At 54.5% G+C, this 22,729-nt stretch carries 20 protein-coding genes; 12 read left to right on the top strand and 8 right to left on the bottom strand.

Translation table 11 applies throughout. From position 1 onward, the window contains the following. Positions 1 to 9: 9 nt before the first annotated feature. From TH5_RS08055 to TH5_RS08065, 3 genes are read left to right on the top strand one after another with little or no spacing between them, the layout of a single operon-like run. A complete protein-coding gene (locus TH5_RS08055) occupies positions 10 to 1,401 on the top strand; it encodes an aldehyde dehydrogenase family protein (protein WP_114121408.1) in 1,392 nt (463 codons plus the stop codon). 29 nt (positions 1,402 to 1,430) lie between these two features. Next, on the top strand, positions 1,431 to 2,600 hold the full coding sequence (locus TH5_RS08060) for an iron-containing alcohol dehydrogenase (RefSeq protein WP_114121409.1): 1,170 nt from the start codon (positions 1,431 to 1,433) through the stop codon (positions 2,598 to 2,600). A 46-nt stretch (positions 2,601 to 2,646) separates the two neighbouring features. Beyond that, the gene (locus TH5_RS08065; protein WP_114121410.1) at positions 2,647 to 3,504 is read left to right on the top strand and encodes a type 1 glutamine amidotransferase; all 858 of its coding nucleotides are present in this window, start codon (positions 2,647 to 2,649) and stop codon (positions 3,502 to 3,504) included. On the opposite strand, the gene TH5_RS08070 is transcribed toward TH5_RS08065, so the two are convergent. Both TH5_RS08070 and TH5_RS08075 read right to left on the bottom strand, forming a co-directional pair. Beyond that, positions 3,501 to 4,451, bottom strand: a complete 951-nt coding sequence (locus TH5_RS08070) for a carbohydrate kinase family protein (protein WP_114121467.1) — start codon at positions 4,449 to 4,451, stop codon at positions 3,501 to 3,503. The genes TH5_RS08065 and TH5_RS08070 overlap by 4 nt on opposite strands. Before the next feature lie 145 nt (positions 4,452 to 4,596). Beyond that, positions 4,597 to 6,192 (bottom strand): bifunctional metallophosphatase/5'-nucleotidase, encoded by a 1,596-nt coding sequence (locus TH5_RS08075; protein ID WP_114121411.1) that lies wholly within the window; start codon positions 6,190 to 6,192, stop codon positions 4,597 to 4,599. Between the two features lie 600 nt (positions 6,193 to 6,792). On the opposite strand from TH5_RS08075, the gene TH5_RS08080 reads away from it, so the two are divergent. Genes TH5_RS08080 through deoA form a run of 8 tightly spaced genes read left to right on the top strand, consistent with a single transcriptional unit; the run spans position 6,793 to position 15,209 of the window. Next, on the top strand, positions 6,793 to 7,788 hold the full coding sequence (locus tag TH5_RS08080; RefSeq protein WP_114121412.1) for a BMP family lipoprotein: 996 nt from the start codon (positions 6,793 to 6,795) through the stop codon (positions 7,786 to 7,788). Between the two features lie 49 nt (positions 7,789 to 7,837). Then, positions 7,838 to 9,412 carry an ABC transporter ATP-binding protein gene (locus TH5_RS08085; RefSeq protein ID WP_114121468.1) on the top strand — a complete coding sequence of 525 codons (1,575 nt, stop codon included), beginning with the start codon at positions 7,838 to 7,840 and terminating at the stop codon, positions 9,410 to 9,412. Next, positions 9,409 to 10,527, top strand: a complete 1,119-nt coding sequence (locus TH5_RS08090) for an ABC transporter permease (protein ID WP_114121413.1) — start codon at positions 9,409 to 9,411, stop codon at positions 10,525 to 10,527. Before TH5_RS08085 ends, TH5_RS08090 begins: the two co-directional genes overlap by 4 nt. After that, positions 10,527 to 11,498 carry an ABC transporter permease gene (locus tag TH5_RS08095; protein WP_114121414.1) on the top strand — a complete coding sequence of 324 codons (972 nt, stop codon included), beginning with the start codon at positions 10,527 to 10,529 and terminating at the stop codon, positions 11,496 to 11,498. The genes TH5_RS08090 and TH5_RS08095 overlap by 1 nt, the downstream gene beginning before the upstream one ends. Before the next feature lie 51 nt (positions 11,499 to 11,549). Next, positions 11,550 to 12,560, top strand: coding sequence for a BMP family lipoprotein (locus tag TH5_RS08100; protein ID WP_114121415.1), 1,011 nt, complete (start codon positions 11,550 to 11,552; stop codon positions 12,558 to 12,560). 27 nt (positions 12,561 to 12,587) lie between these two features. Then, positions 12,588 to 13,007 carry a cytidine deaminase gene (cdd, locus tag TH5_RS08105; protein WP_114121416.1) on the top strand — a complete coding sequence of 140 codons (420 nt, stop codon included), beginning with the start codon at positions 12,588 to 12,590 and terminating at the stop codon, positions 13,005 to 13,007. Next, a complete protein-coding gene (locus tag TH5_RS08110; protein WP_114121417.1) occupies positions 13,004 to 13,810 on the top strand; it encodes a purine-nucleoside phosphorylase in 807 nt (268 codons plus the stop codon). Before cdd ends, TH5_RS08110 begins: the two co-directional genes overlap by 4 nt. Positions 13,811 to 13,868: 58 nt before the next feature. After that, positions 13,869 to 15,209 (top strand): thymidine phosphorylase, encoded by a 1,341-nt coding sequence (gene deoA / locus TH5_RS08115; RefSeq protein WP_114121418.1) that lies wholly within the window; start codon positions 13,869 to 13,871, stop codon positions 15,207 to 15,209. Positions 15,210 to 15,278: 69 nt separating this feature from the next. Here the strand turns inward: deoA and TH5_RS08120 are convergent, their stop codons facing one another. The 6 genes from TH5_RS08120 to TH5_RS08145 are packed head-to-tail and all read right to left on the bottom strand — an operon-like array spanning position 15,279 to position 21,489. Continuing rightward, positions 15,279 to 16,883, bottom strand: a complete 1,605-nt coding sequence (locus tag TH5_RS08120) for a GMC family oxidoreductase (RefSeq protein WP_114121419.1) — start codon at positions 16,881 to 16,883, stop codon at positions 15,279 to 15,281. Between the two features lie 9 nt (positions 16,884 to 16,892). Beyond that, positions 16,893 to 17,876 (bottom strand): branched-chain amino acid ABC transporter permease, encoded by a 984-nt coding sequence (locus TH5_RS08125; protein ID WP_167443489.1) that lies wholly within the window; start codon positions 17,874 to 17,876, stop codon positions 16,893 to 16,895. 1 nt (position 17,877) lies between these two features. After that, positions 17,878 to 18,759, bottom strand: coding sequence for a branched-chain amino acid ABC transporter permease (locus tag TH5_RS08130; RefSeq protein ID WP_208638422.1), 882 nt, complete (start codon positions 18,757 to 18,759; stop codon positions 17,878 to 17,880). A 10-nt stretch (positions 18,760 to 18,769) separates the two neighbouring features. Further along, complete coding sequence (locus TH5_RS08135; RefSeq protein WP_114121422.1) at positions 18,770 to 19,480, bottom strand: ABC transporter ATP-binding protein; 711 nt, start codon at positions 19,478 to 19,480, stop codon at positions 18,770 to 18,772. Next, positions 19,473 to 20,276 (bottom strand): ABC transporter ATP-binding protein, encoded by an 804-nt coding sequence (locus TH5_RS08140; RefSeq protein WP_114121423.1) that lies wholly within the window; start codon positions 20,274 to 20,276, stop codon positions 19,473 to 19,475. Before TH5_RS08140 ends, TH5_RS08135 begins: the two co-directional genes overlap by 8 nt. Positions 20,277 to 20,280: 4 nt before the next feature. Then, the gene (locus tag TH5_RS08145) at positions 20,281 to 21,489 is read right to left on the bottom strand and encodes an ABC transporter substrate-binding protein (RefSeq protein WP_114121424.1); all 1,209 of its coding nucleotides are present in this window, start codon (positions 21,487 to 21,489) and stop codon (positions 20,281 to 20,283) included. Positions 21,490 to 21,785: 296 nt separating this feature from the next. Between TH5_RS08145 and TH5_RS08150 the strand changes: the two genes are divergently transcribed. Further along, on the top strand, positions 21,786 to 22,700 hold the full coding sequence (locus tag TH5_RS08150) for a LysR family transcriptional regulator (protein WP_114121425.1): 915 nt from the start codon (positions 21,786 to 21,788) through the stop codon (positions 22,698 to 22,700). The last annotated feature ends 29 nt before the right edge of the window (positions 22,701 to 22,729 follow it).

Raw genomic sequence — 22,729 nt, forward strand, 5'->3', positions numbered from 1 at the left:
TGAGGCATTATGTCCGAGAGTTTACGCACCATCTCGCCCGTTGATGGATCCGTTTATGTCGAGCGTCCGCTTGCCAGTGCTGCCGAGATCAACAAGGCACTTGATGTTGCCCGCGCCGCACAGGCCGAATGGCGAACTGTGCCGGTCGCAACCCGTCAGGAAATCCTGCGCAAGGCGGTTGCCGCCTTTGTCGCGAAAAAGGATGAAATCGCGGCTGAAATCAGCTGGCAGATGGGCCGCCCGATTTCGCAGGCTGGTGGCGAGGTCAACGGTTTCAAGGAACGTGCGGATTACATGATCGACATCGCCCCCGAGGCGCTTGGCGATTACAATCCGGGCGAGAAGGCCGGTTTTAACCGTTTCATCCGCCGTGAACCATTGGGCGTTGTTGCGATCATCGCGCCGTGGAACTTCCCGTATCTGACGGCCGTGAATGGCGTTGTTCCCGCCCTTATGGCGGGGAATGCGGTGGTGCTGAAACATTCGCACCAGACTCCGCTTTGCGCGGAACGCTTTGCCGAGGCGTTTGAGGCCGCTGGCCTGCCCAAGGGATTGTTCCAGTATCTTCATCTGAGCCATGCGGATGCGGAAAAACTGATGGGCGATATCCGTGTTGATTTCGTCAATTTCACCGGTTCGGTTCCAGGCGGTCACGCAGTTCAGCAAGCGGTGGGTGGCAAGTTCATCGCAACCGGTATGGAGCTTGGCGGGAAAGACCCGGCCTATCTGCGTTCGGACGTCAATATCGATCATGCGGTTGAAAACGTCATTGATGGTGCATTCTTTAACAGCGGTCAGTCGTGCTGCGGGATTGAACGCATTTACGCCCATGAAAGCGTGTTTGATGCCTTTGTTGAAAAGGCAACCGACCTTGTGTCGCAATACCGCCTTGGCAGCCCGATTGATACGGAAACCAACCTTGGCCCGATGGTGCGGGCGTCATCGGCGGCCTTTGTGCGTGGCCAGATTGCCGATGCCATCCGCGACGGGGCAAAGGCACTGATCGATCCGTCGAAATTTGCCGCCAACAAGGAAGGCACCTCGTATCTGGCGCCGCAGGTTTTGATCAATGTCGATCATTCGATGCGCGTCATGAGCGAGGAAAGCTTTGGCCCGGTGGTCGGCATCATGAAGGTGACGTCCGACGAGGAAGCCATTGCCCTGATGAATGACAGTGAATTCGGCCTGACGGCATCGATCTGGACGGCGGATGAAGATGCTGCCCTTTCGATTGGTGACCGGCTTCAGACCGGAACGGTTTTCATGAACCGTGCAGATTACCTTGATCCGGCACTGGCCTGGACGGGGGTGAAAAATTCGGGACGTGGATGCACGCTTTCGAAATTGGGTTACGAATCACTGACCCGGCCGAAAAGCTTCCACCTGCGGACCAAGATTTAACGTCGCGTTTGCGCGCAAAGGATACAGAGATGACCAAGAAGATTGTTGGAAACTGGAACTTCCCGACCTCCGTGCGTTTTGGTCCGGGCCGTATTTCGGAACTGGCAGATGCCTGCAAGGCAACAGGCATGAAGAAGCCGTTGTTGATCACCGACGAGGGGCTCAAAGACCTGCCGATGGTGCGCGATGCGATTGCCGCAAACGAAGCCGCAGGACTTCCGACAGGGCTGTTTGCTGGTGTGAAAGGCAATCCGACAGGCAAAAACGTTGAAGACGGTCTGGCGGTCTACCGTGCAGACGGTCATGACGGTGTGATTGCCTTTGGTGGCGGTTCGGGCCTTGATGCGGCCAAGGCAGTTGCCTTGATGGCAGGGCAGACCCGTCCGATGTGGGATTTCGAAGATATCGGTGACTGGTGGACCCGTGCCGATCCGGCCGGTATCGCGCCGATTGTTGCCGTTCCGACCACGTCGGGGACTGGTTCCGAAGTCGGTCGTGCCAGCGTGATCACCAAGGAAGATACGCACGAAAAGAAAATCATCTTCCATCCGAAGATGTTACCAGCCATCGTGATTTCCGATCCGGAACTGACCATTGGCCTGCCGCCGCATGTGACGGCAGCGACCGGTGTCGATGCGTTTGTGCATTGTTTCGAAGCCCATTGTGTGCCGGGTTATCATCCGATGGCGGATGGTGTTGCCCTTGAAGGCATGCGGCTGATTGCCGATGCGCTGCCGCGTGCCTATGACGATGGCAAGGATATTGAGGCGCGCGCTGATATGCTTTCGGCAGCGTCGATGGGGGCAACAGCCTTCCAGAAGGGACTTGGTGGTGTTCATGCACTGGCCCATCCGATCGGGGCGATTTTTGATACACATCATGGCCTGACCAACGCAATCCTTCTGCCGTATGTCATGCGTGCCAACCGCCGCGCGATTGAAGGCAATTGTGAAACGATTTGTCGTTTGCTGGGCCTTGCTGCACCGGGCTTTGATACCCTGTTTGAATGGGTTCTGGCGTTCCGTATCCGTCTTGGCATCGTCAATACGCTGGCGGAAATCGGTGTCGACGTAAACCGTGCCGACGAAGTCGCGGCCAAAGCCAAGGGTGATCCGTCCGATGGAGGCAACCCGATTGAACTTTCGGTGGCTGATTATGCCGAAATCTTCCGTCGGGCCTGTGTCGGCGAACTTGGCTAAGTTCAAGAAACGATAACCAGAACAATAACGGGATCAGGGTGTTATCATGGAAAACGTCAGAAAAATCCTGATTGTCGATGGCAATCGCCACGAGGTGAATGAGCTGAACCGTTCACTGGGTGGATCGCCATCGGGCGAGGGATATGAAACGGCCCTGCGACGCCTTGATCCTGAACTTGATGTTACGATTGTCCGGCCTGCCGATGATGGGCCGGACTGTCTTCCCGACGGTGTGAAGCTTGGCGATTTTGACGGCATTGCGTGGACCGGTTCGGCGCTTAATGCCTATATCGATGAAGATGCGGTTTTAAATCAATTACCCTTGGCCAAGGCAACGGTTGAATCCGGTGTGCCGGTATTTGGCAGTTGTTGGGGCATGCAGATCGTGGCCCGTGCCTTTGACGGCGAAGTCCGGGCATCGCCCAATGGGCGTGAAATCGGGGTCGGGCGCATGATCCGCCTGAACCGCGCAGGGGTTGTGCATCCGATGTATCGCGGGAAATCGGTCTGTTTTTCGGCACTGACCGTGCATATGGACGAAGTATCGGTTCCACCCAAGGGGGCCGTGGTTCTTGCGGGGAATGAGCACAGCCATATCCAGGCGCTTGCGATGGAAAATGACGGGCTGAAATTCTGGGGCGTGCAATACCATCCGGAATATACGCTGGCGGAACTTGCCGCGATTTTCCGGCGATACGGGCAGCGCCTGATTGATGCCGGATTGTTTGCCGATCAGGGAGCGCTTGAAAACATGGCGGCAAACTGGATGGCGTTGCATCAGGACCCGGATCGACGCGATCTGGCATGGCAATACGGCATTGACAAAGATGCGCTGCTTTATGAACGCAGATTGCTGGAACTTGGTAACTGGCTGAAATATTCAGTCGGTAAAGTTGGCTGTTAAATCGTTTCTTTATAGGCGTTTAACGCACGTTCCTGAACCATTTTGCTGTCAAGATTCCAAACGGTTGTCCCGCGGGTTTCTGCGGTCAGGCTTGCCATTGCAAGGCCGGTGCCAATCGCAGCGTCAAAGCTGGTTTCCGATTTGCTGAAAGCCGACAAGAAGCCCGAATAAAACGCATCTCCGGCACCATTGACGTCAACGACCGTGGTTGGCAACGGACGCCAGAAAGCGATTTCGTGGTCATTGGCAGATACGACACCCTTGGCACCCAGCGTGATGATAGTATGGGGAATACCATGATCACGCAGGACCTTGATCGCGGTTATCGCATCATCAATGTCGTTGATTTCAGTGCCGGATAAAATTTTTGCTTCGGCCCGATTGGCAATCAGGACATCCAGTTTGTTCAGAAGCGGTTTGAAGCGTGCCGACTTTGATGGGGATACTGTAGCCGCACAAAAGCGCGATGTGCCTTTCTGGTCGGCCAGCCAGATCAGGGTTTCGGTCGGTAGGTTGGCATCGACCAGCCACCACGGCCAGTTTTGAATATTTGCCAGTTGATAGGCCAAAAGGTCGCATGTCAGGTGGTCATATATTTCGGCATCCATTAGCCCAAGGGCCAGTTCACCGGTTTCGTCAAGAATGGCGGTATAGCCGGCGGTATGACCGCCGGGAATCTTGCGGATTTGCCGTGTATCAATACCGATTTCGGACAGGGACTGGATGATTTCGTCCCCGTCACCGTCTTCGCCAACCGCGCCAAGCATCCCGACATTGCAGCCCAGCAGGCGCAGGTGAACCGCGATATTGCGACTGACACCACCCGGTTTGCGATGCAGGGTCCGCACAGGATTTGACGCTGCAGGCACGAATGTTTCCATGCATTGCAGGGTTCGGTCAAAATGGGCTGCACCAAGGCAAAGGATATTGCTGGCCGGGTTAATCAAGATGATGCTCTGTTTCTTATTGAACGGATCGTTGGGGACAGGTGCGAAGTCATAAGCTGCAGGGCCAACGCAACGCAAGCAAAACAAGAACGGCGATGCGCGAGATCATCGTGCATCGCCCTAGGTCAAACCGGTTGGTTCGGGGTTATTTCATCATGATGCGATCATGGGTTGCCGGGGTCATCGGCGAGTTCATGCCGATATATTCCGCAACAGCCTGTTCAAGGTTCGGGCCGAAATCGTAGACATCGGTCGCATTATCACGGAACAGGGCATAACCGTCCCCGCCATTGCGCATGAAATCGTTCGATACGACGCCATACATTTTGGCCGGATCAATCGGAGCGAGAGTACCGCCTTCATTGACCATGACGTTAGATACGCGCGACCCGACGGGTGCGTTAAGGTCCAGATCAAATTTCAGGCCCGAAACCTGCGGGAACTGGCCTTTGCCTTCGGACACCAGTGAAACGCCATGTTCAAGGGACGCCACGACATCGGCACCTGACAGTTTGAAGGTCGCTAGGGCGTTCTGGAACGGCAGAACCGTCAGGACTTCGCCCATTGTCACGGTGCCTTCGTCAATGCTGGCACGGATGCCGCCGCCATTCTGGATGGCGATTTGGTAACCCTCGCCAGCTTTCCACAGCATCGCATCGGCAATCAGAGAGCCCATGGCGCATTCCATCGCGCGGCAGGTTTCGCGAGATCCATCGGCGGCGGTCGTGAAGCTGCCGACTTCGATGGTGCGGACCGCATCGACCGCACCGCTGACTTCGGCGATTTTCGCCAGAACATCTTCGGCAGGTTTGATACTGGCATCAAGGGTGATTGGCTCGCCCGACCATGCTTTGGCAACGCCGTCGTCATCAAAGGTGACCTCAAGCGCGCCGAGATACCTGCTATAGGCGTAGGCCTGAACAACCAGAACAGGTTTGCCATCCGGTGCGGTTTCAACAACCGGGTAGGGATAGTCCGCCTTTTCATTGGTGTTCGAAAATAGCTGGTTATCGTGGCCGCCGACGATGACGTCGACGCCGCTGACGGTCTTGGCCAGTTCAAAATCCTTGTAAGACCCGGAATGGCTCATCACGATGATTTTGTTGATGCCCTTCAGGCGCAGACGGGCAACGGAATAGCGCAGCGCCATTTCGGAATCAGTGATGCTGACATGGTCGCCAGGGCTTGAAATATCCGGGGTTTCTTCGGTGGTGATGCCGATCAGGCCGATTTTCTCGCCCCCGACCTCGACGATGGTGTCGGGCTTGATGAAACCTTCAAGGCCGGAACCGCCAAGTGGTTTAACGTTGGCCGACAGGACCGGAATTTTGCTCGCCTTGATGAAGGCGGCAAGAACATCGGGACCATCGTCAAATTCGTGGTTGCCAATCGTCATGGCATCATAACCCGCCATTGCCATCAGTTCGGCGGTCAGTTTGCCCTTGTAGGTCGAATAATAAAGCGACCCTTGGAACTGATCTCCGCCGTCCAGAACAAGGACATTTCCACCCATGGCCCGGTTGTCGCGAATAGCGGTTGCCAAACGGGCATAGCCACCAAAGCATTTGCCTTCGGTTTCGTCTTCAGCACTGCAGCTGTTGTTATATTTGGTAACCGATTCAACGCGGTCGTGAACGTCGTTGGTATGGAGGATGCGCAGATCATAATCCGCAAGTGCCGAACCGGCACCGAAAGTCAGCACTGTACAGGCCGAAAGAAGCCCGGCAATTTTCCGTTTCATTTTTTATCTCCGAACAAGCCGTTGCACCGGGATCCCTCGACCCGGTATGGTATGAAAAGTCAAATCCCTGAACGCACGCGATCCTAGCATTAAAATTCCGGCGGGGGTACGCCCGGTTGATGACTGGGCGGTTAAATTGTCGATCCGCACCAGGGCGATGGAGGAAGGCATTTTCATTGCAATGCAGAATCGGACGCCTTTGTTCGTGGGGCAACAGTCGGGATTACAGAAATGGCGCGCGGCGGGATTATGAAATTCTTCGAGAAATAGTATCGGCAGCGGTTGGAATGTCAGCATTTTCTAATGCGTGAAAAACTAAGGGAAACCCCGCAGATAGACGGTAAAAAGGCAAGCCGGGGTAGAATGAATTCTGACCGAATGGACAGGTTTTGTATCAATGGTTCGTGCTCTGCTATTTACAGAGCACTGTATTTTGTAGTTACCATAGGCGTTCTGCAGCAGAGACGCACAAGAGCATACCGGCATCCGGGGCAAAAAAAGCGGCACTGCTGCATGAAACACTTTTTCGATGAGGGAGTCCTGCCGGTTAAGGGCACTGGTGGGATATAAAAGAGAATCAAGCAATAGAAGGGCATCGGAATGAAAAAGCTTCTGACCACCATGGTCGCGGCTGTTGCATGCTATGCAGGTGTAGCGAGCGCAGCAGAAATCAAACCGGCAGTCGTTTATGATCTGGGCGGTCGTTTTGACCGTTCGTTTAACCAGGGCGCATATAACGGTGCCGAGAAATACAAGGCCGACACCGGGACCGAGTATCGCGATTTCGAAATCCAGAACGATTCGCAGCGCGAACAGGCCATGCGCAACTTCGCACGCCGTGGTATGAACCCGATTGTCGCAATCGGCTTCTCGCAGGCGTCCGCCCTTGAGAAAGTTGCAACCGAATTCCCCGACACCAAGTTCACGATCGTTGACATGGTTGTTGACCTGCCGAACGTTCAGTCGGTGGTTTTCAAGGAACATGAAGGATCGTTCCTTGTTGGCGTTCTCGCGGCAATGGCATCGGAAACCGGCAAGGTCGGCTTCATCGGAGGCATGGACATTCCGCTGATCCGTAAATTTGCCTGTGGCTATGCGCAGGGTGTTAAACACGCCAATGCCGATGCCGAAGTATTCCAGAACATGACCGGCACCACCGGTGCGGCCTGGAATGACCCGGTTAAAGGTGGCGAGCTTGCGAAATCGCAGTTCGACCGTGGTGCGGACGTTGTCTATCACGCGGCTGGCGGCACCGGTGTTGGTGTTCTGCAGGCGGCGGCGGATGCCGGAAAGCTTGGTATCGGCGTTGACTCCAATCAGAATGCCCTGCATCCAGGTTCGGTTCTGACCTCTATGCTCAAGCGTGTTGATGTTGCGGTTTACGAAGCGTTCGAAGCTGCTGCCAACGACACATGGGAACCGGGTGTGACTGTTCTTGGCCTTGCAGAAGGCGGTGTTGACTGGGCGCTTGACGAGAATAACGAGAAACTCATCACCGACGACATGAAAGCGGCTGTTGCCAAGGCCAAGGAAGAAATCATTTCCGGCAGCCTTGAAGTCCATGATTACATGAGCGACAGCGCCTGCCCGATGTAAGGCAGGACGAACAAACCGGGGATTTGTAGTGTCGGATACGATGCATCAAATGCACGGCGCCGGGGAGACCGGTGCCGTGCAGCCCGCTATTGAACTGCGCGGTATAGACAAGCGGTTCGGTGCGGTACACGCGAATAAATCAATCGATCTGAAAGTTGAAAAGGGTACGATTCACGGCATCGTCGGGGAAAACGGTGCGGGGAAATCGACCCTGATGAGTATTCTGTATGGCTTTTATCAGGCTGATGCAGGCACCATCCATGTCGATGGCAGGCTTTGCGATATCAAGGGATCGGAAGACGCCATTGCGGTCGGGATCGGCATGGTCCATCAGCACTTCATGTTGGTTGAACCTTTCACGGTGCTTGAAAACGTTATTCTGGGTGTCGAGGGTGGGGCGATCCTGCGCGAGGGTGTAGACAAGGCCCGCGAGGAGCTCAGACGTCTGGAGCGTGAATATTCGCTCGACGTTAATCCCGATGCCATTGTTGGTGATCTCTCTGTCGGCTTGCAGCAGCGCATTGAAATTCTGAAGGCCCTATATCGCGGGGCCGAAATCCTTATTCTTGACGAACCGACGGGTGTTTTGACCCCGCAGGAAGCCGACCATCTGTTCCGCATTCTTGAAACCCTGAAACAGCAGGGAAAAACCGTTGTTCTGATCACGCATAAACTGCGTGAGATCATGGCGGCAACGGACAATGTTTCCGTTATGCGCCAGGGCGAAATGGTGGCCCATCGCAAAACGGCAGAAACCAGCCCCGAAGAACTTTCCGAACTGATGGTTGGCCGCAAGGTGCTTTTGCGCCTTGAAAAGGGTGAAGCCGCACCGGCGGCGACGGTTCTTGAGGTCGATAATCTGTGCGTTGAAACATCGCAGGGTGTGCGCAAGGTCAAGAATGCCAGCTTTAGCGTGCGCGCCGGCGAGATCGTCGGCATTGCCGGGGTTTCCGGCAACGGGCAAAGTGAACTTCTTGAAGCGCTTGGCGGAATCCGAGCAGTAACCGAGGGACAGGTCCTGTTAAACGGGCTGGATGTGACACCCGGTCGCGGTGTTGATGCCGCCGAGCTGCGCAAACGTGGTGTCGCCCATGTGCCAGAAGATCGCCATCGTATGGCAATGGTGACGTCATTTTCGGCCAAAGAGGCCGCTATCCTAGGTTACGAGGATGACGCGACCTATCAGAAGGGCATTTTCCTGAACTGGCATGCGATTTCCGATGCGACCGAACATATGATGTCGGAATTCGACGTGCGGCCAAATGATCCTGATCTGAAAGCCGCCAATTTTTCCGGCGGCAACCAGCAGAAGCTGGTTCTGGCGCGTGAAATCATGCGTGATCCGGAACTTCTTCTGGTCGGTCAGCCAACGCGTGGGGTCGATATCGGTGCCATCGAATTCATTCACAAACGTATTGTTGCGATGCGCGATGCTGGCAAGGCCGTCCTGCTGGTATCCGTCGAACTGGACGAAATCATGTCTCTTGCCGACCGCATACTGGTGATGTGTGATGGTTCCATCATCGGTGAAGTTTCTGCTGCCGAAGCAAATGAACGGGTCCTTGGCCTGATGATGGCCGGGGTTGACCCCCATGAAGCCAAAGCCGCGGAGGGCAGTGCATGAGTGATACCGTTCAACTGCCGCGCTGGATTGATGTTGGCGCGTTGCCGCTGCTCAACCTTCTGCTGGCTCTGATTGTTTCGGGGCTTGTGGTTCTGGCGATTGGCGAAAGTCCGACGCAAGTTGTTGAAATCCTGCTTTATGGCGCGTTCGGTTATGAAGAGGCGTGGGGTTATACACTTTATTACACCACCAACTTCATCTTTACCGGTCTGGCATTTGCCGTGGCATTCCATTGCGGTCTGTTTAATATCGGTGCCGAGGGGCAGGCCTATGTCGGGGGGCTTGGTGTTGTTCTGGCGGCCCTTTATCTTGATTTCCTGCCATTCCCGATCATGCTGATTGTTGCCATTCTCGCCGCGGCAGTTTTCGGTGCGGCTTGGGCTTATATACCGGCCTATTTACAGGCACGTCGCGGGTCGCATGTCGTGATCACCACGATCATGTTCAATTTCATTGCATCGTCGCTGATGGTTTATCTGCTTGTCAATGTTCTGCGTCCGCAGGGATCGATGACCCCGGAAAGCGAACAGATTGCCGAACATCTGCGTCTGCCGTTCATCCATGATATCGCGGCAGGCCTTGGTCTGGAGATGGCAAGCAGTCCGCTGAACCTGTCGTTCGTATACGCGCTTGTCTGCAGCGTTCTGGTGTGGCTGTTTATCTGGCATACAAGATGGGGCTATGCGATCCGCACGGTTGGGGCCAATGCTGTTGCCGCGACCTATGCCGGGATCGAACCAGGGCGTTATATCATCATGGCGATGATGATTTCAGGCGCGCTTTCGGCCTTTATGGCACTTAACGAAGTGATGGGTGTTCAACACCGGTTGCTGATCGATTTTACAGCTGGTTACGGCTTTGTCGGGATCGCTGTAGCCCTGATGGGGCGTAATCATCCGTTTGGCATTTTCCTGGCGGCATTGCTGTTTGGGATGCTGTATCAGGGCGGGGCGGAGCTGAGCTTTGAAATTCCGACGATTTCGAATGACATGGTCGTGGTTATTCAGGGGCTTGTGATCCTGTTCACCGGCGCGATGGAACACATGTTCCGTCCGCGTGTGACCCGGATTTATACAGCGTGGCATTTGCGCCGTCGTGCGCAGGAGGCAGCATAATGGATAATTTTGAATTGGTTATCCTGCTTCTGGATGCGACGCTTCGGACATCGACCCCGCTTATTCTTGCCGCACTGGCCGGGATGTTTTCGGAGCGATCCGGCACGATTAACCTTGCACTTGAAGGCATGATGCTGGGCGGAGCGTTTTCAGCCGCAGCTGTCGCTTATTATGTTGGAAATCCATGGATCGGGTTGCTAGCAGCAATCGGAACCACGATCTGCCTTTCGCTTTTGCATGGTTTTGCCTGCATCACGCATAAGGGCAATCAGGTCGTATCGGGGATGGCAATCAATATTCTAATGTCGGGTCTGACGGCATTGGTCGGGATTGCGCTGTTTGCGCAGGGCGGCAAGACGCCATCGCTTGATCATGGATCGCGGTTCCAGCCGATCACCTTGCCCGGTGCGGATGCCGTTGCCGATGTCCCGGTTTTGGGATCGATATATTCGGAGTTACTTAGCGGTCATAACATTCTTGTTTATGTTGCGTTTCTGGCAGTTCCGGCGGCTTGGTGGGTGATGTATCGCACACGTTTCGGCCTACGTCTGCGGGCGGTTGGTGAGAATCCCGGCGCGGTTGATACAGCTGGTATTGGTGTTGTCGCCATGCGTTACCGTGCGGTGATGTGCAGTGGTGTTCTTGTCGGCATGTCTGGTGCGTATCTTTCGACCGCGCAGGGGGCGTCCTTCCTTCAGGATATGACGGCGGGCAAGGGCTATATCGCACTAGCCGCGATGGTGTTTGGTAAGTGGCGGCCTTTCCCGGCATTGTTTGCCTGTTTGCTGTTTGGGTTCCTTGATGCTGCGGCAACCCGCATGCAGGGTGTTATCCTGCCGGGGATCGGCGAGGTGCCGGTGCAACTGGTGCAGGCATTGCCCTATGTTTTGACGGTGGTCCTGCTGGCGGGCTTTATTGGCCGTGCCACGCCGCCAAAATCGCTTGGTCGTCCGTATGTGAAGGAACGCTGATCGCGTCGCGATCAGCGTTCCTATCAGGCATATCTGGCAAACGAGGCTGTGATGAATTGCAAACAGGTCTTTTCCATCATTGCCGTTCTGGCTGTTTCGCTGCCCGTCACGGTTTTTGCCGTGCGGGCTTCCGAAATTGCGCCAGCAGTTGTCTATTCGACCGGTGGAAAGTTTGACGGTTCGTTCAATCAGTCAGCATTTGAGGGCGCAGACCGTTTCAAACAGGAAACCGGTATTGACTATCGCGAGTTCGAATTGCGCAATGACACGCAAAGCGAACAGGCGATCCGGAATTTTGCCCGCGAGGGACGGGACCCGATTATTGTGATCGGGTTTCAGCAGGCGACGTCACTTGCCAAAGTTGCGCCGGAATTTCCCGATACCCGTTTTGCAATCGTCGATATGGTTGTTGATCAGCCCAATGTGCAGTCGGTGGTGTTCCGTGAACATGAAGGCACTTATCTTGTCGGGATGTTGGCGGCCATGGCGTCGGACACAGGGACTATTGGCGTCGTCGGCGGCATGGACATTCCGTTGATCCGTCGAATGACATGCGGCTATGCCCTTGGCGCGTTGCAGGCGGTTTCCGGCATCAAGGTGCTGGAAAACATGACGGGAACAACCGGTGCGGCGTGGAACGATCCGGCCCGTGGTGCTGAACTGGCGACCACGCAGATCGGTCTGGGTGCGGATGTTGTTTTGCAACTGGCCGGCGGTACAGGAATTGGCGTTTTGCAGGCAGCTGCGGATGCCGGAAAGCTTGGAATTGGATCGGACGCAAACCAGAACGGATTGCATCCGGGATCGGTTCTGACATCAATGGTCAAGCATGTCGATGTCGCCGTGTTCGATGCATTCGAGGCGGCGCGCAATGGGGGCTGGAAGCCCGGTATTCGCAGTCTTGGCCTTGCCGAAGGCGGGATTGACTGGGCATTTGACGATTTTAACAGAGACCTGATCACGCCTGCGATGAAGGATGCGGCCGATGCGGCGCGCAACGACATCATCGACGGCAGGATTACGGTTCACGACTATATGCAGGATGGAACCTGCCCGCGATAAGCGGCAGGAAAAACAGGATTAAGACACATGACATCGCAAACTGTAACCGACGCTCCGCGCGATTTGATTGATGCGGCACTTGCCGCGCGTGACAAAGCATATGCGCCATATTCGAAATTCCACGTTGGCGCAGCCCTTCGGACGGAGCGCGGACAGATCATTGCCGGATGCAATGTTGAAAATGCGGCCTATCCCGAAGGTGTGTGTGCCGAGGCCGGGGCAATTTCGGCCATGGTTCTGGCGGGTGAAACCAAGTTTGATGAAATCGTTGTTGTAGGGCTGGGGGATGTTGCCTGTACACCATGTGGTGGTTGTCGTCAGAAAATCCGGGAATTCACCGGATCGGATGCGACGATTTATATCATCAATGATGCGGGCAAAACGCTTCTGAGCCTGACCCGTGAAGAACTTATTCCCCATTCCTTCGGGCCGGAGAATCTGAAATGAGCAACGTCAAAGCCGCATTGGACATCATTGCAACCAAAGCCCCGGGTTTTAAGGCCGAGGTCGCGCTTGTTCTTGGCAGTGGGTTGGGAGGCGTTATTGACGCGGTCAGTGACGCCATCAGGATTTCCTATGCCGAGCTACCGGGCTTTCCCAAGCCGACGGTGGTGGGCCATGGCGGGCAGTTGGTACTTGGCCGGATTGGCGGTGTTTCCGTCGCAGTTATGCAGGGGCGGGCGCATTATTATGAACACGGTCGTTCGGATTTGATGAACGAGCCGCTTGAGACATTGCGTGAATTGGGTGCAGACCGGCTTATCCTGACCAATGCGGCAGGCTCGCTTATCCCCGAGGCATCACCGGGCAACCTGATGCTGATTACCGATCATATCAGCCTGTTCGGTCCCAATCCGTTGATCGGTTATCATGGCAACGATCGTTTTGTCGGGATGGATGTGCCTTATGACCCGGAAATCGGATCGGGTCTGAAAAATACCGCAGCAGAGCTTGGTATTGATTTGTTTGAAGGGACTTATTGCTGGTGCACCGGACCGAGCTTTGAAACACCGGCCGAAATTCGCGCGCTTAAGGTTCTGGGGGCGGATGCGGTCGGGATGTCGACCGTGCCGGAAAACATTCTTGCTCGTCGTCTGGGATTCCGGGTGGCGGCAGTTTCAAATATTACCAATCTGGCCGCGGGCATGAGCCCGACCGCCCTTAGCCATGAACAGACGCTTGAAATGGCGAAAGAAGGATCTGCCAATCTGATCAAGATCCTGCTGCGTTATTTCTCAAGTGATGCATGAATCTGTTTTGATCGGGTTTGGAAACGTAATTCAATAATAAGCGTGCAGGAGACAGCACATGCTGCCGCAGGAAATCATTCGCCGCAAACGTGAGGGCGAAGTACTGACAGATGCCGAAATCGCGTTTTTCGTAAATGGCATTGCCGATGAAAGCATCAGCGAGGGGCAGGTTGCAGCCCTTGCCATGGCGGTTTTCTTTAATGGCATGACCATGGATGAGCGCGCTGCCCTTACGCGCAATATGCGTGATTCCGGAACCGTACTTGATTGGAAGGCGCTTGGCCTTGAAGGCCCAGTTGTCGACAAACATTCCACAGGTGGCGTTGGCGACAAGGTTAGTCTTATGCTGGGGCCGATTGTTGGTGCGTGCGGCGCATTTGTTCCGATGATTTCGGGACGGGGCCTTGGTCATACGGGGGGGACACTGGACAAGTTTGATTCCATTCCGGGCTATCGTACCGCACCGACCTTAGACGAATTTGCCAAGGTCACACGTGAAGTCGGCTGCGCCATCATCGGGCAGACCGCCGATCTTGCGCCGGCAGACAAGCGTTTCTATGGCATCCGCGATGTTACTGCGACGGTTGAAAGCATTCCGTTGATCACGGCGTCGATCCTGTCGAAAAAACTGGCGGCGGGTCTGGATGCGCTGGTGATGGATGTCAAATTCGGGTCGGGTGCGTTCATGAATGAATATGATCGGGCGCGCGAACTGGCCGAGAGCATTACCGAAGTCGCAACCCGCAATGGCGTGCCGACCACAGCGCTTCTGACCGATATGGAACAGGTTCTGGGCGATACGGTTGGCAACGCGCTTGAAATGCACGAAGCGGTTGATTTCCTGACCGGTAAGCATCAGGAACAGCGGGTTTATGATGTCACAATGGCGTTGGCAGCCGAAATGCTGTCATTGACCGGTGTCGCAACCGATGTCGCGGATGGTTTGCAGAAAGCAAGCGACGCCCTGACATCAGGCAAGGCAGCCGAAGTCTTTGGCAAAATGGTATCGGCCCTTGGCGGTCCGGTGGATTTTATCGAAAATACTTCGGACCATCTCGAGGTGGCGCCTATGATCAAGCCGATCAGCGCGGCAAAGACGGGGCGGGTTGTATCGATGGATGCGCGCAAGGTCGGTCTGGCGCTGGTTGCGTTGAAAGGTGGCCGGACGCGTGCCGACCAGAAAATCGACTTTGCTGTCGGATTTACCGATTTCATCAAGGTCGGGCAGGCGGTTTCGGCAGAAACGCCGCTTTGTATCGCCCATATCCGCGATCAGGCGCAGCTTGAAGAGGCAACGGCACTACTGCGCGAGGCAATCGTCATTGGCGATGGCGAGGTCGCCAGAACCGGTTCTGCCGCCGTAGTCCGCGAACGGATCGTTGCCCGCACCAAAGGGTGATCAGGCAACTGAGAAATGCAAAAGGCCGGGCAGGGTGACTGTCCGGCCTTTTTTGTTTGGTTTTTGACGCTAGTCTCGTGCGCTTTCCATGATCATTGCGGCGGCCTTTTCCGCGATCATGATGGTCGGTGAATTGGTATTGCCCGATGTGATGGTGGGCATGATCGAGGCATCTGCAATCCGAAGCCCGTCAAGCCCGCGCAGCCGCAATTGCGGGTCGACCACCGATGCCGGGTCCGTACCCATGCGGCATGTGCCGACGGGGTGAAAAATTGTTGTGCCGATATTGCCTGCGGCTTTGACCAGATCATCCTCGGTCTCATATGACGGGCCGGGTTTAAATTCTTCGGGCCGGTACGGGGCAAGGGCGGGCTGATTGGCAATTTTGCGGGTTAAACGGATAGAATCGGCAGCAACCTTTTTATCGGCATCCGCGCTCAGATAATTGGGCGCGATGGCCGGTTGGTTGCGGAAATCGGGCGATTTCAAATGGATGCTGCCGCGACTTTGAGGACGCAGGTTACAGACGCTTGCCGTAAAGGCCGGGAAGGGGTGGACAGGATCACCGAACTTTTCAAGCGACAACGGCTGAACATGATACTGCAGGTTCGCCGTTTCGAATGACGCATCCGATTTGGTGAAGATGCCAAGCTGGCTTGGTGCCATCGACATCGGTCCTGATTGATTGAACAGGTACTCCAGCGCGATCCCGGCCTTGCCGACAAGGCTGCTGGCCTGTTCATTCAGGGTGCGGATGCCCGTGACCTTGAAGGCGCAGCGCAATTGAAGGTGATCTTGCAGGTTTTCACCGACCTGCGTGCTTTCATGGATGGTTTGGATGCCATGTTTTTGCAGGACATCGCCCCGACCAATGCCCGACAGTTCCAGAATATGGGGTGACCCGACGGCACCCGCCGACAAAACGATTTCACGGCGTGCGGTGACGGTTTCAATCTGGCCATCACGGTCATATTCAACGCCCGTGACACGACCGTTTTCAATGATCAGACGCCGGACCTGCGCATGTGTACGCAGTTCCAGGTTTTTACGCGACAGGGCAGGTTTCAGAAATGCCTTTGAGGTATTCCAGCGAATGCCACGTTTCTGGTTGACGGCAAAATAGCTGGAACCTTCGTTGTTGCCACGGTTGAAGTCCGCGACCTTCGGGATGCCAGCCTGTTCGGCGGCGTCCTGAAACGCATCAAGGATTTCCCAGCGCACACGCGCCTGTTCAACACGCCATTCGCCGCCTGATCCGTGCATGTCATCGGAACCGAGATAGTAATCCTCGGATTTTTTGAAATGCGGCAACACATCGTCCCAGCCCCAGCCATCGCATCCCGATTGACGCCATTGATCATAATCAGCGGCCTGGCCACGCATGTAAATCATGCCGTTGATCGACGAACACCCGCCCAGAACCTTGCCACGGGGATACCCTAATGACCTGCCGTTCAGACCTTCTTCGGCTTCGGTTTTAAAGCACCAGTCGACATTCGGATTGCCGATGCAATAAAGATAGCCGACCGGAATATGAATCCATGGATTGGTGTCTTTGCCACCGGCCTCCAGCAGGAGGACGGTGGCGTTTTCAATTTCAGATAGCCGGTTTGCAAGGGTGCAGCCCGCCGATCCTGCTCCGACAATGATATAGTCGAATTGTTGCGTGATCATGCTGCTTCCCTAGTTTCTGGACCGAAGGCCCAGCTTGGCAGCAAGGCGTGACGCGTTGAACTCGCCAACAATGCCGCGGCGGAACACCAACACACAGACAATGAAGATCAGGCCGGTAAGCACTGTTACCGGGAAGCCGGTTGTTGAAAGGTAGTTCTGTACGGTCACAACAAAAGCCGCACCGAAGATCGGACCAAAGATCGTTCCGATCCCGCCAAGCAGTGTCATCAGGATGACTTCGCCTGACATTTGCCAGGCCACATCGGTAAGGGTGGCAAACTGGAACACCAGTGCCTTTAGTCCACCAGCAAGACCGGCCAAGGCAGCCGACATGACAAAGGCGGCAAGCTTGTACAGATTGACCGAATAGCCCAGCGAAATTGCCCGGTTCTCATTTTCCCGAATGGATCGCAGGATCATGCCAAATGGGGAGTGCACAATTCTCCAGACCATGAAAACGCCAATTGCGAAGACTGCCAGAACAAAGAAATACATATTCAAAGGTTGGCTTAGATCTATAAAGCCAAGAAGATGTCCGCGCGGTACCCCTTGCAAGCCATCTTCACCTTTGGTGAATTCCGATTGCAGGCAGAAGAAAAAGAACATCTGCGATAGGGCGAGTGTAATCATGGCAAAATAGATGCCCTGACGCCGGATGGCGAAAAATCCGATGATCAGCCCCATGAAGGCGGCGCCGACAACGCCCAGAAGAATTCCGGCCTCGGGCGGAAATCCCCATTCCTTGACGGCATGAGCAGTGAAATAGGCCGCTCCGCCAAAAAAGGCTGCATGGCCAAACGACAGCAGACCCGTAAAGCCCAAAAGCAGGTTGAAGGCACTGGCAAACAGGGCAAAACACAGGACCTTCATCAGGAAAACCGGATAAAGGACGAAGGGTGCAATCACAAGGCCGATGATCAATACAGAGAGCAGGGCAAGCTGTATCCGGTGCGCCGATTGGCGGGTTTCCGGTGTCATTGTTATTTCTGTCATATCACGCATCCCGACCAAACAGACCCGCAGGCCGGACCAAAAGAACGATAGCCATGATTACGAAAATCACGATGTTCGAGGCTTCGGGGTAAAAGACCTTGGTCAACCCTTCGAGAATGCCAAGCATATAGCCCGTAACAATCGCCCCCATGATCGATCCCATCCCACCGACAACCACGATGGCGAACACCACAATGATCAAGTTTGATCCCATCAGCGGGCTGACCTGATAGATCGGTGCGGCCATGATTCCGGCCAGCGCGGCCAGACCGGCACCCAGTCCGTATGTCAGAGTCAGAAGGAATGGCACATTGACACCAAACGACTGGACCAGTGTCGGATTTTCAGTCGCGGCGCGCAAATAGGCACCGAGCTTGGTCTTTTCGATCAGAAGCCACGTGCCGATACAGACAATCAACGATGCGACGACCACCCAGCCACGATAAATCGGCAAATACATAAAGCCGAGATTAACCCCGCCGGAAAGCAGGGCGGGGGTGGCATAGGGTTGACCGGAAGTACCGTAAAAATACCGGAAGCCACCCTCGATCACCAGAGCCAGGCCAAAGGTGAACAACAGCCCGTACAGATGATCCAGATTATAAAGACGACGCAAGGCAAAGCGTTCGATCACAATGCCGGTAATGCCGACAATGACCGGTGCTAGCAACAATGCCAGCCAGTAATTTACTCCAATCCATGACAGCAACAGGAAGCCGACAAAGGCTCCCATCATGTATTGGGCGCCATGTGCGAAGTTGATCACGCGAAGAAGGCCGAAAATGATCGCCAGACCCAGACTAAGCATTGCATAGAAGGATCCGTTGATCAGACCGATCAGAAGTTGGCCGAGAAACGCCTGAATCGGGATTCCAAATATCATAGTCACGGCGCTATACCCCCAGAACTTCGTGCAAGGTGTCCATTCTGGCGGGCAGTTCCGCCACATCGAAACCTTCTGTCACCACGCCGTGATCCATGATGTAGAACCTGTCGGCAATTTTGCTGGCAAACCGGAAATTCTGTTCGACAAGCAAGATGGTCATTCCGCGCTGTTTAAGGGTTTGCAGAACCTCGCCAATACGCTGGACGATAACCGGGGCAAGGCCTTCGGTCGGTTCGTCGAGCAATAGCATCTTGACCCCGGTACGCAGCATGCGGGCCATGGCAAGCATTTGCTGCTCGCCACCGGACAACTTGGTTCCCTGACTGTTGCGCCTCTCCAAAAGGTTGGGAAACAGATCATAAATTTCATCGACGGACATGCCGTTCGGTGAAACGACAGGCGGCAGCGTGAGGTTTTCCTCGACGCTGAGGGTTGCGAAAATCCCGCGTTCTTCGGGAACAAACCCAATCCCAGCCCGTGCAGTGTGATGCAGCGGCCGGTTCATAAGGTCCTTGCCGTCAAATTCGATTGTGCCGGTGCGTTTGCGTAAAATGCCCATGATGGAACGCAGGGTCGTGGTTTTGCCCATGCCGTTACGGCCAAGGATGGTAACCGTTTCACCTTCGCAAACTTCAAGGTTCACACCATGCAGAATGTGGCTTTCATCGTACCACGCATTCAGGTCCTGCACGGAAAGAAGTGGTTTTCTGTCAGTCATGATCCGTCCCCATGTAGGCGACCTTGACGCGTTCGTCGTTGCTGACGGTGGCATAGTCGCCTTCCGCCAGAATTTCGCCGCGTTGCAGAACGGTGATGTGATCGCACAGATCGGCGACAACCTTAAGGTTGTGTTCAACCATCAGAACCGCTCGCGTTTTGGCGACTTCGCGAATGAGTTCGGCAACCATCCCGACGTCTTCGCCACCCATGCCGGCCATCGGTTCGTCCAGCAGCAGAACCTTTGGATCCAGCGCCAGTGTCGTGGCAATTTCAAGCACACGCTTGCGGCCATAGGAAAGGTCTGCGGCCTGGCTGTCGTACTCGTTCTCGAGCCCGACAGACGTCAAAAGTTCCATCGCACGATCATTGAGAACATCAAGCCTGCCAAGCGGCAGCCAGAACTGTACTGCCAGATTGCCAGGACGTTGCAGTGCGATGCGGATATTTTCCAGAACTGTAAGATGGGGGAAAACAGCCGATATCTGGAATGAACGTACCAGTCCCATACGCGCCACACGGGCGGGGGCCATATTTGTAATATCATGATCCAGCAGGGTGATTTTTCCGCTGGTCGGTTGCAGGAATTTCGTCAGAAGATTGAAAACGGTGGTTTTGCCTGCGCCATTCGGACCGATCAGCGCATGCACCTTGGCGTGATAAACGTCAAGATTGACGTTATTGACTGCGGTAAAGCCGCCAAAATCGCGACGGAGGTCACGAGCGGTAAGGACCACTCGTGACGCCGCCGGATTTTGATGGTTACCGGGTTTTTCGTTAACTCCGGTCGCCGTCATGTTCTTAGTTCGATGCCAGAGTGCAACCGCTTTCGGCCGGATTAATGAAAGCCTTGTCGCCCGGGACGGTCGCGAGGACATTGTAGTAGTCCCAGTCGCCAGCCATCTCGTCCGGTTTTTTGACTTCCATCAGATACATGTCATAAATCATGCGGCCATTTGCACCGACCTTGCCGTTCTTGGCAAATACGTCATTGACCGGCATTTCATGCAGTGCCTTTGCAACCGCTTCGGTTTCGTCTGTGCCAGATTCCTTGACCGCCTTGAGATACTGGAGAACCGCGGAATAGGTGCCTGCCTGAATCATATTGGGCATACGGCCCGTACGGTCAAAGAAGCGTTGACCGAATTCACGGGTTTCATCGTTACGATCCCAATAGAACCCCTCGGTCAGCGACAGTCCCTGTGCAGCTTCTGCGCCCAGGCCATGAACCTCGGCAAGGGTGAAGAGCAGGGCAGCAAGGCGCTGGCCACTTTGAACGATGCCGAATTCGGATGCCTGTTTGATGGCATTGGCCGTATCAAGACCTGCATTGGCCAGACCGATTACTTTCGCACCGGACGCCTGTGCCTGCAGAAGGAATGATGAATAGTCGGTGGTTGCCAGCGGGTGCCGGACGGAACCAACGACGGAGCCACCGTTTTCTTTGACGAAGTTACCGGTCTGTTCTTCAAGCGAATAGCCAAATGCATAATCCGCAGTCAGGAAGAACCAGCTATCACCGCCATTATTTACCAAGGCACCGCCCGTACCGACAGCCAGCGCGTGGGTGTCGTAAGCCCAATGGAACCCATAGGGCGAACATTGTTCACCGGTAAGGGCCGTGGTGGCCGCACCGGTTACAATATCGATTTTTTTCTTTTCCTTGGAAATGCCCTGAACGGCTAGGGCGACCGATGAGGTTGTCAGTTCCATGATCGTATCAACCTGATCCTGATCATACCACTGACGGGCAATGTTGGCGGCAACATCGGGTTTGTTCTGATGGTCGGCGGTAATGACTTCGATCTTCTTGTCAAGAACGGTGCCGCCAAAATCCTCGACGGCCATTTTTGCAGCTTCAAAGGACCAGGTGCCACCAAAATCGGCATAGACACCGGACTGATCGTTCAGGATACCAATTTTGACAACATCATCGGAGATTTCGGCATGCGCGGGCAATGCTGCAGCGGCAGCCATTATCGCAACAGATGCAATTGCAATCTTCTTCATCTAGGTTCCTCCCTGATGGAACTATGTTTTTCGGTATGCCTGCTGGCAAACCAGACGACGCTTCCGGGCCGCATGTTAACCGTTGTTACAGACCGGATGATTGAGGTGTGCCTTGATTGCACATTTTTGTTATATTAATCGGCCTTGCAATTTGTCCGATTAAGTATCTGAAAAAGAACGATTCATTTCTGATTCTATTCTTGTATTCAGGACCATAGCTTACGCTAACATTGACGAAAACCCGGTCAAATATATAATTTTGGACAATGCTTGTACAAAAATGAACAGGAAGGTGGATGCGCCAGTTCCCTTGGGATGATTTACAGTATTTCCTTGCCGTCGCCCAGGAAGGCAAGCTTTCCTCGGCGGCACGGCGATTGCGAACCAGCCATGTGACGGTTGCCCGACGGATTGAGAGGCTTGAACAGGGGATCGGGGCAAAATTGTTTCAGCGCAGTCCGACAGGTTATACATTGACGCCGATGGGGCAAAGGCTGATGGAGCCAGCCCAGGCAATGGCGCTTGAAGCGGACAAAATGCTTAGTGTGGTCGGGGATGGTGCTTTACCGCTAAGCGGGGTGATCCGGCTAAGTGTTCCTGAAGGTTATGGCAACTTTTTCATAGCTGAAAAGCTGCCTCATTTTGCCAGTCAGTACCCGAACCTGACCATCGAGATGGTCAATATCCAGCAGATTGTTTCGTTATCGCGGCGCGAGGCGGATGTCTCGGTTTCGCTCAGTACGCCAAAGGCCGGTTCTTATCACTTCGAGAAGATTTCCAGTTACATCCTTTATGTCTATGCATCGCGCGATTATCTTGCCCGTAATCGGGCTATCAAACAGCGCGAGGACCTCGCGGGGCACCCCTTTATCGGTTATATCGAAGACATGATTTTTACCCCGGAACTCAACTATCTGGGGGAAATTATTCCGGGGCTAAGACCGTCTTATCAGACATCCAGTGTTTTTGCGCAGCTTAAAGCCTGCCGTGCAGGTTACGGGCTGTGTGTACTGCCTTATTATATGGGGGCAATGTTTGAGGATTTGGTCGCCGTGATGCCCCGGATTATTCCAATTCATCGCGATTACTGGCTTGTTTGTCATAATGACATGATAGATGCCGCACGTATCCGGCCGCTGATTGAATTCATTCGCCGGGAAACTACCGCGGCACGAGAATGGTTTAACGGGTTTCCCAAGCAATTTGTCTGAGCATTGAATGACAGGAAATCCATTTGACC

It is taken from the genome of Thalassospira xianhensis MCCC 1A02616 (genome assembly GCF_003326475.1).
Taxonomy (GTDB): Bacteria; Pseudomonadota; Alphaproteobacteria; order Rhodospirillales; family Thalassospiraceae; genus Thalassospira; species Thalassospira xianhensis.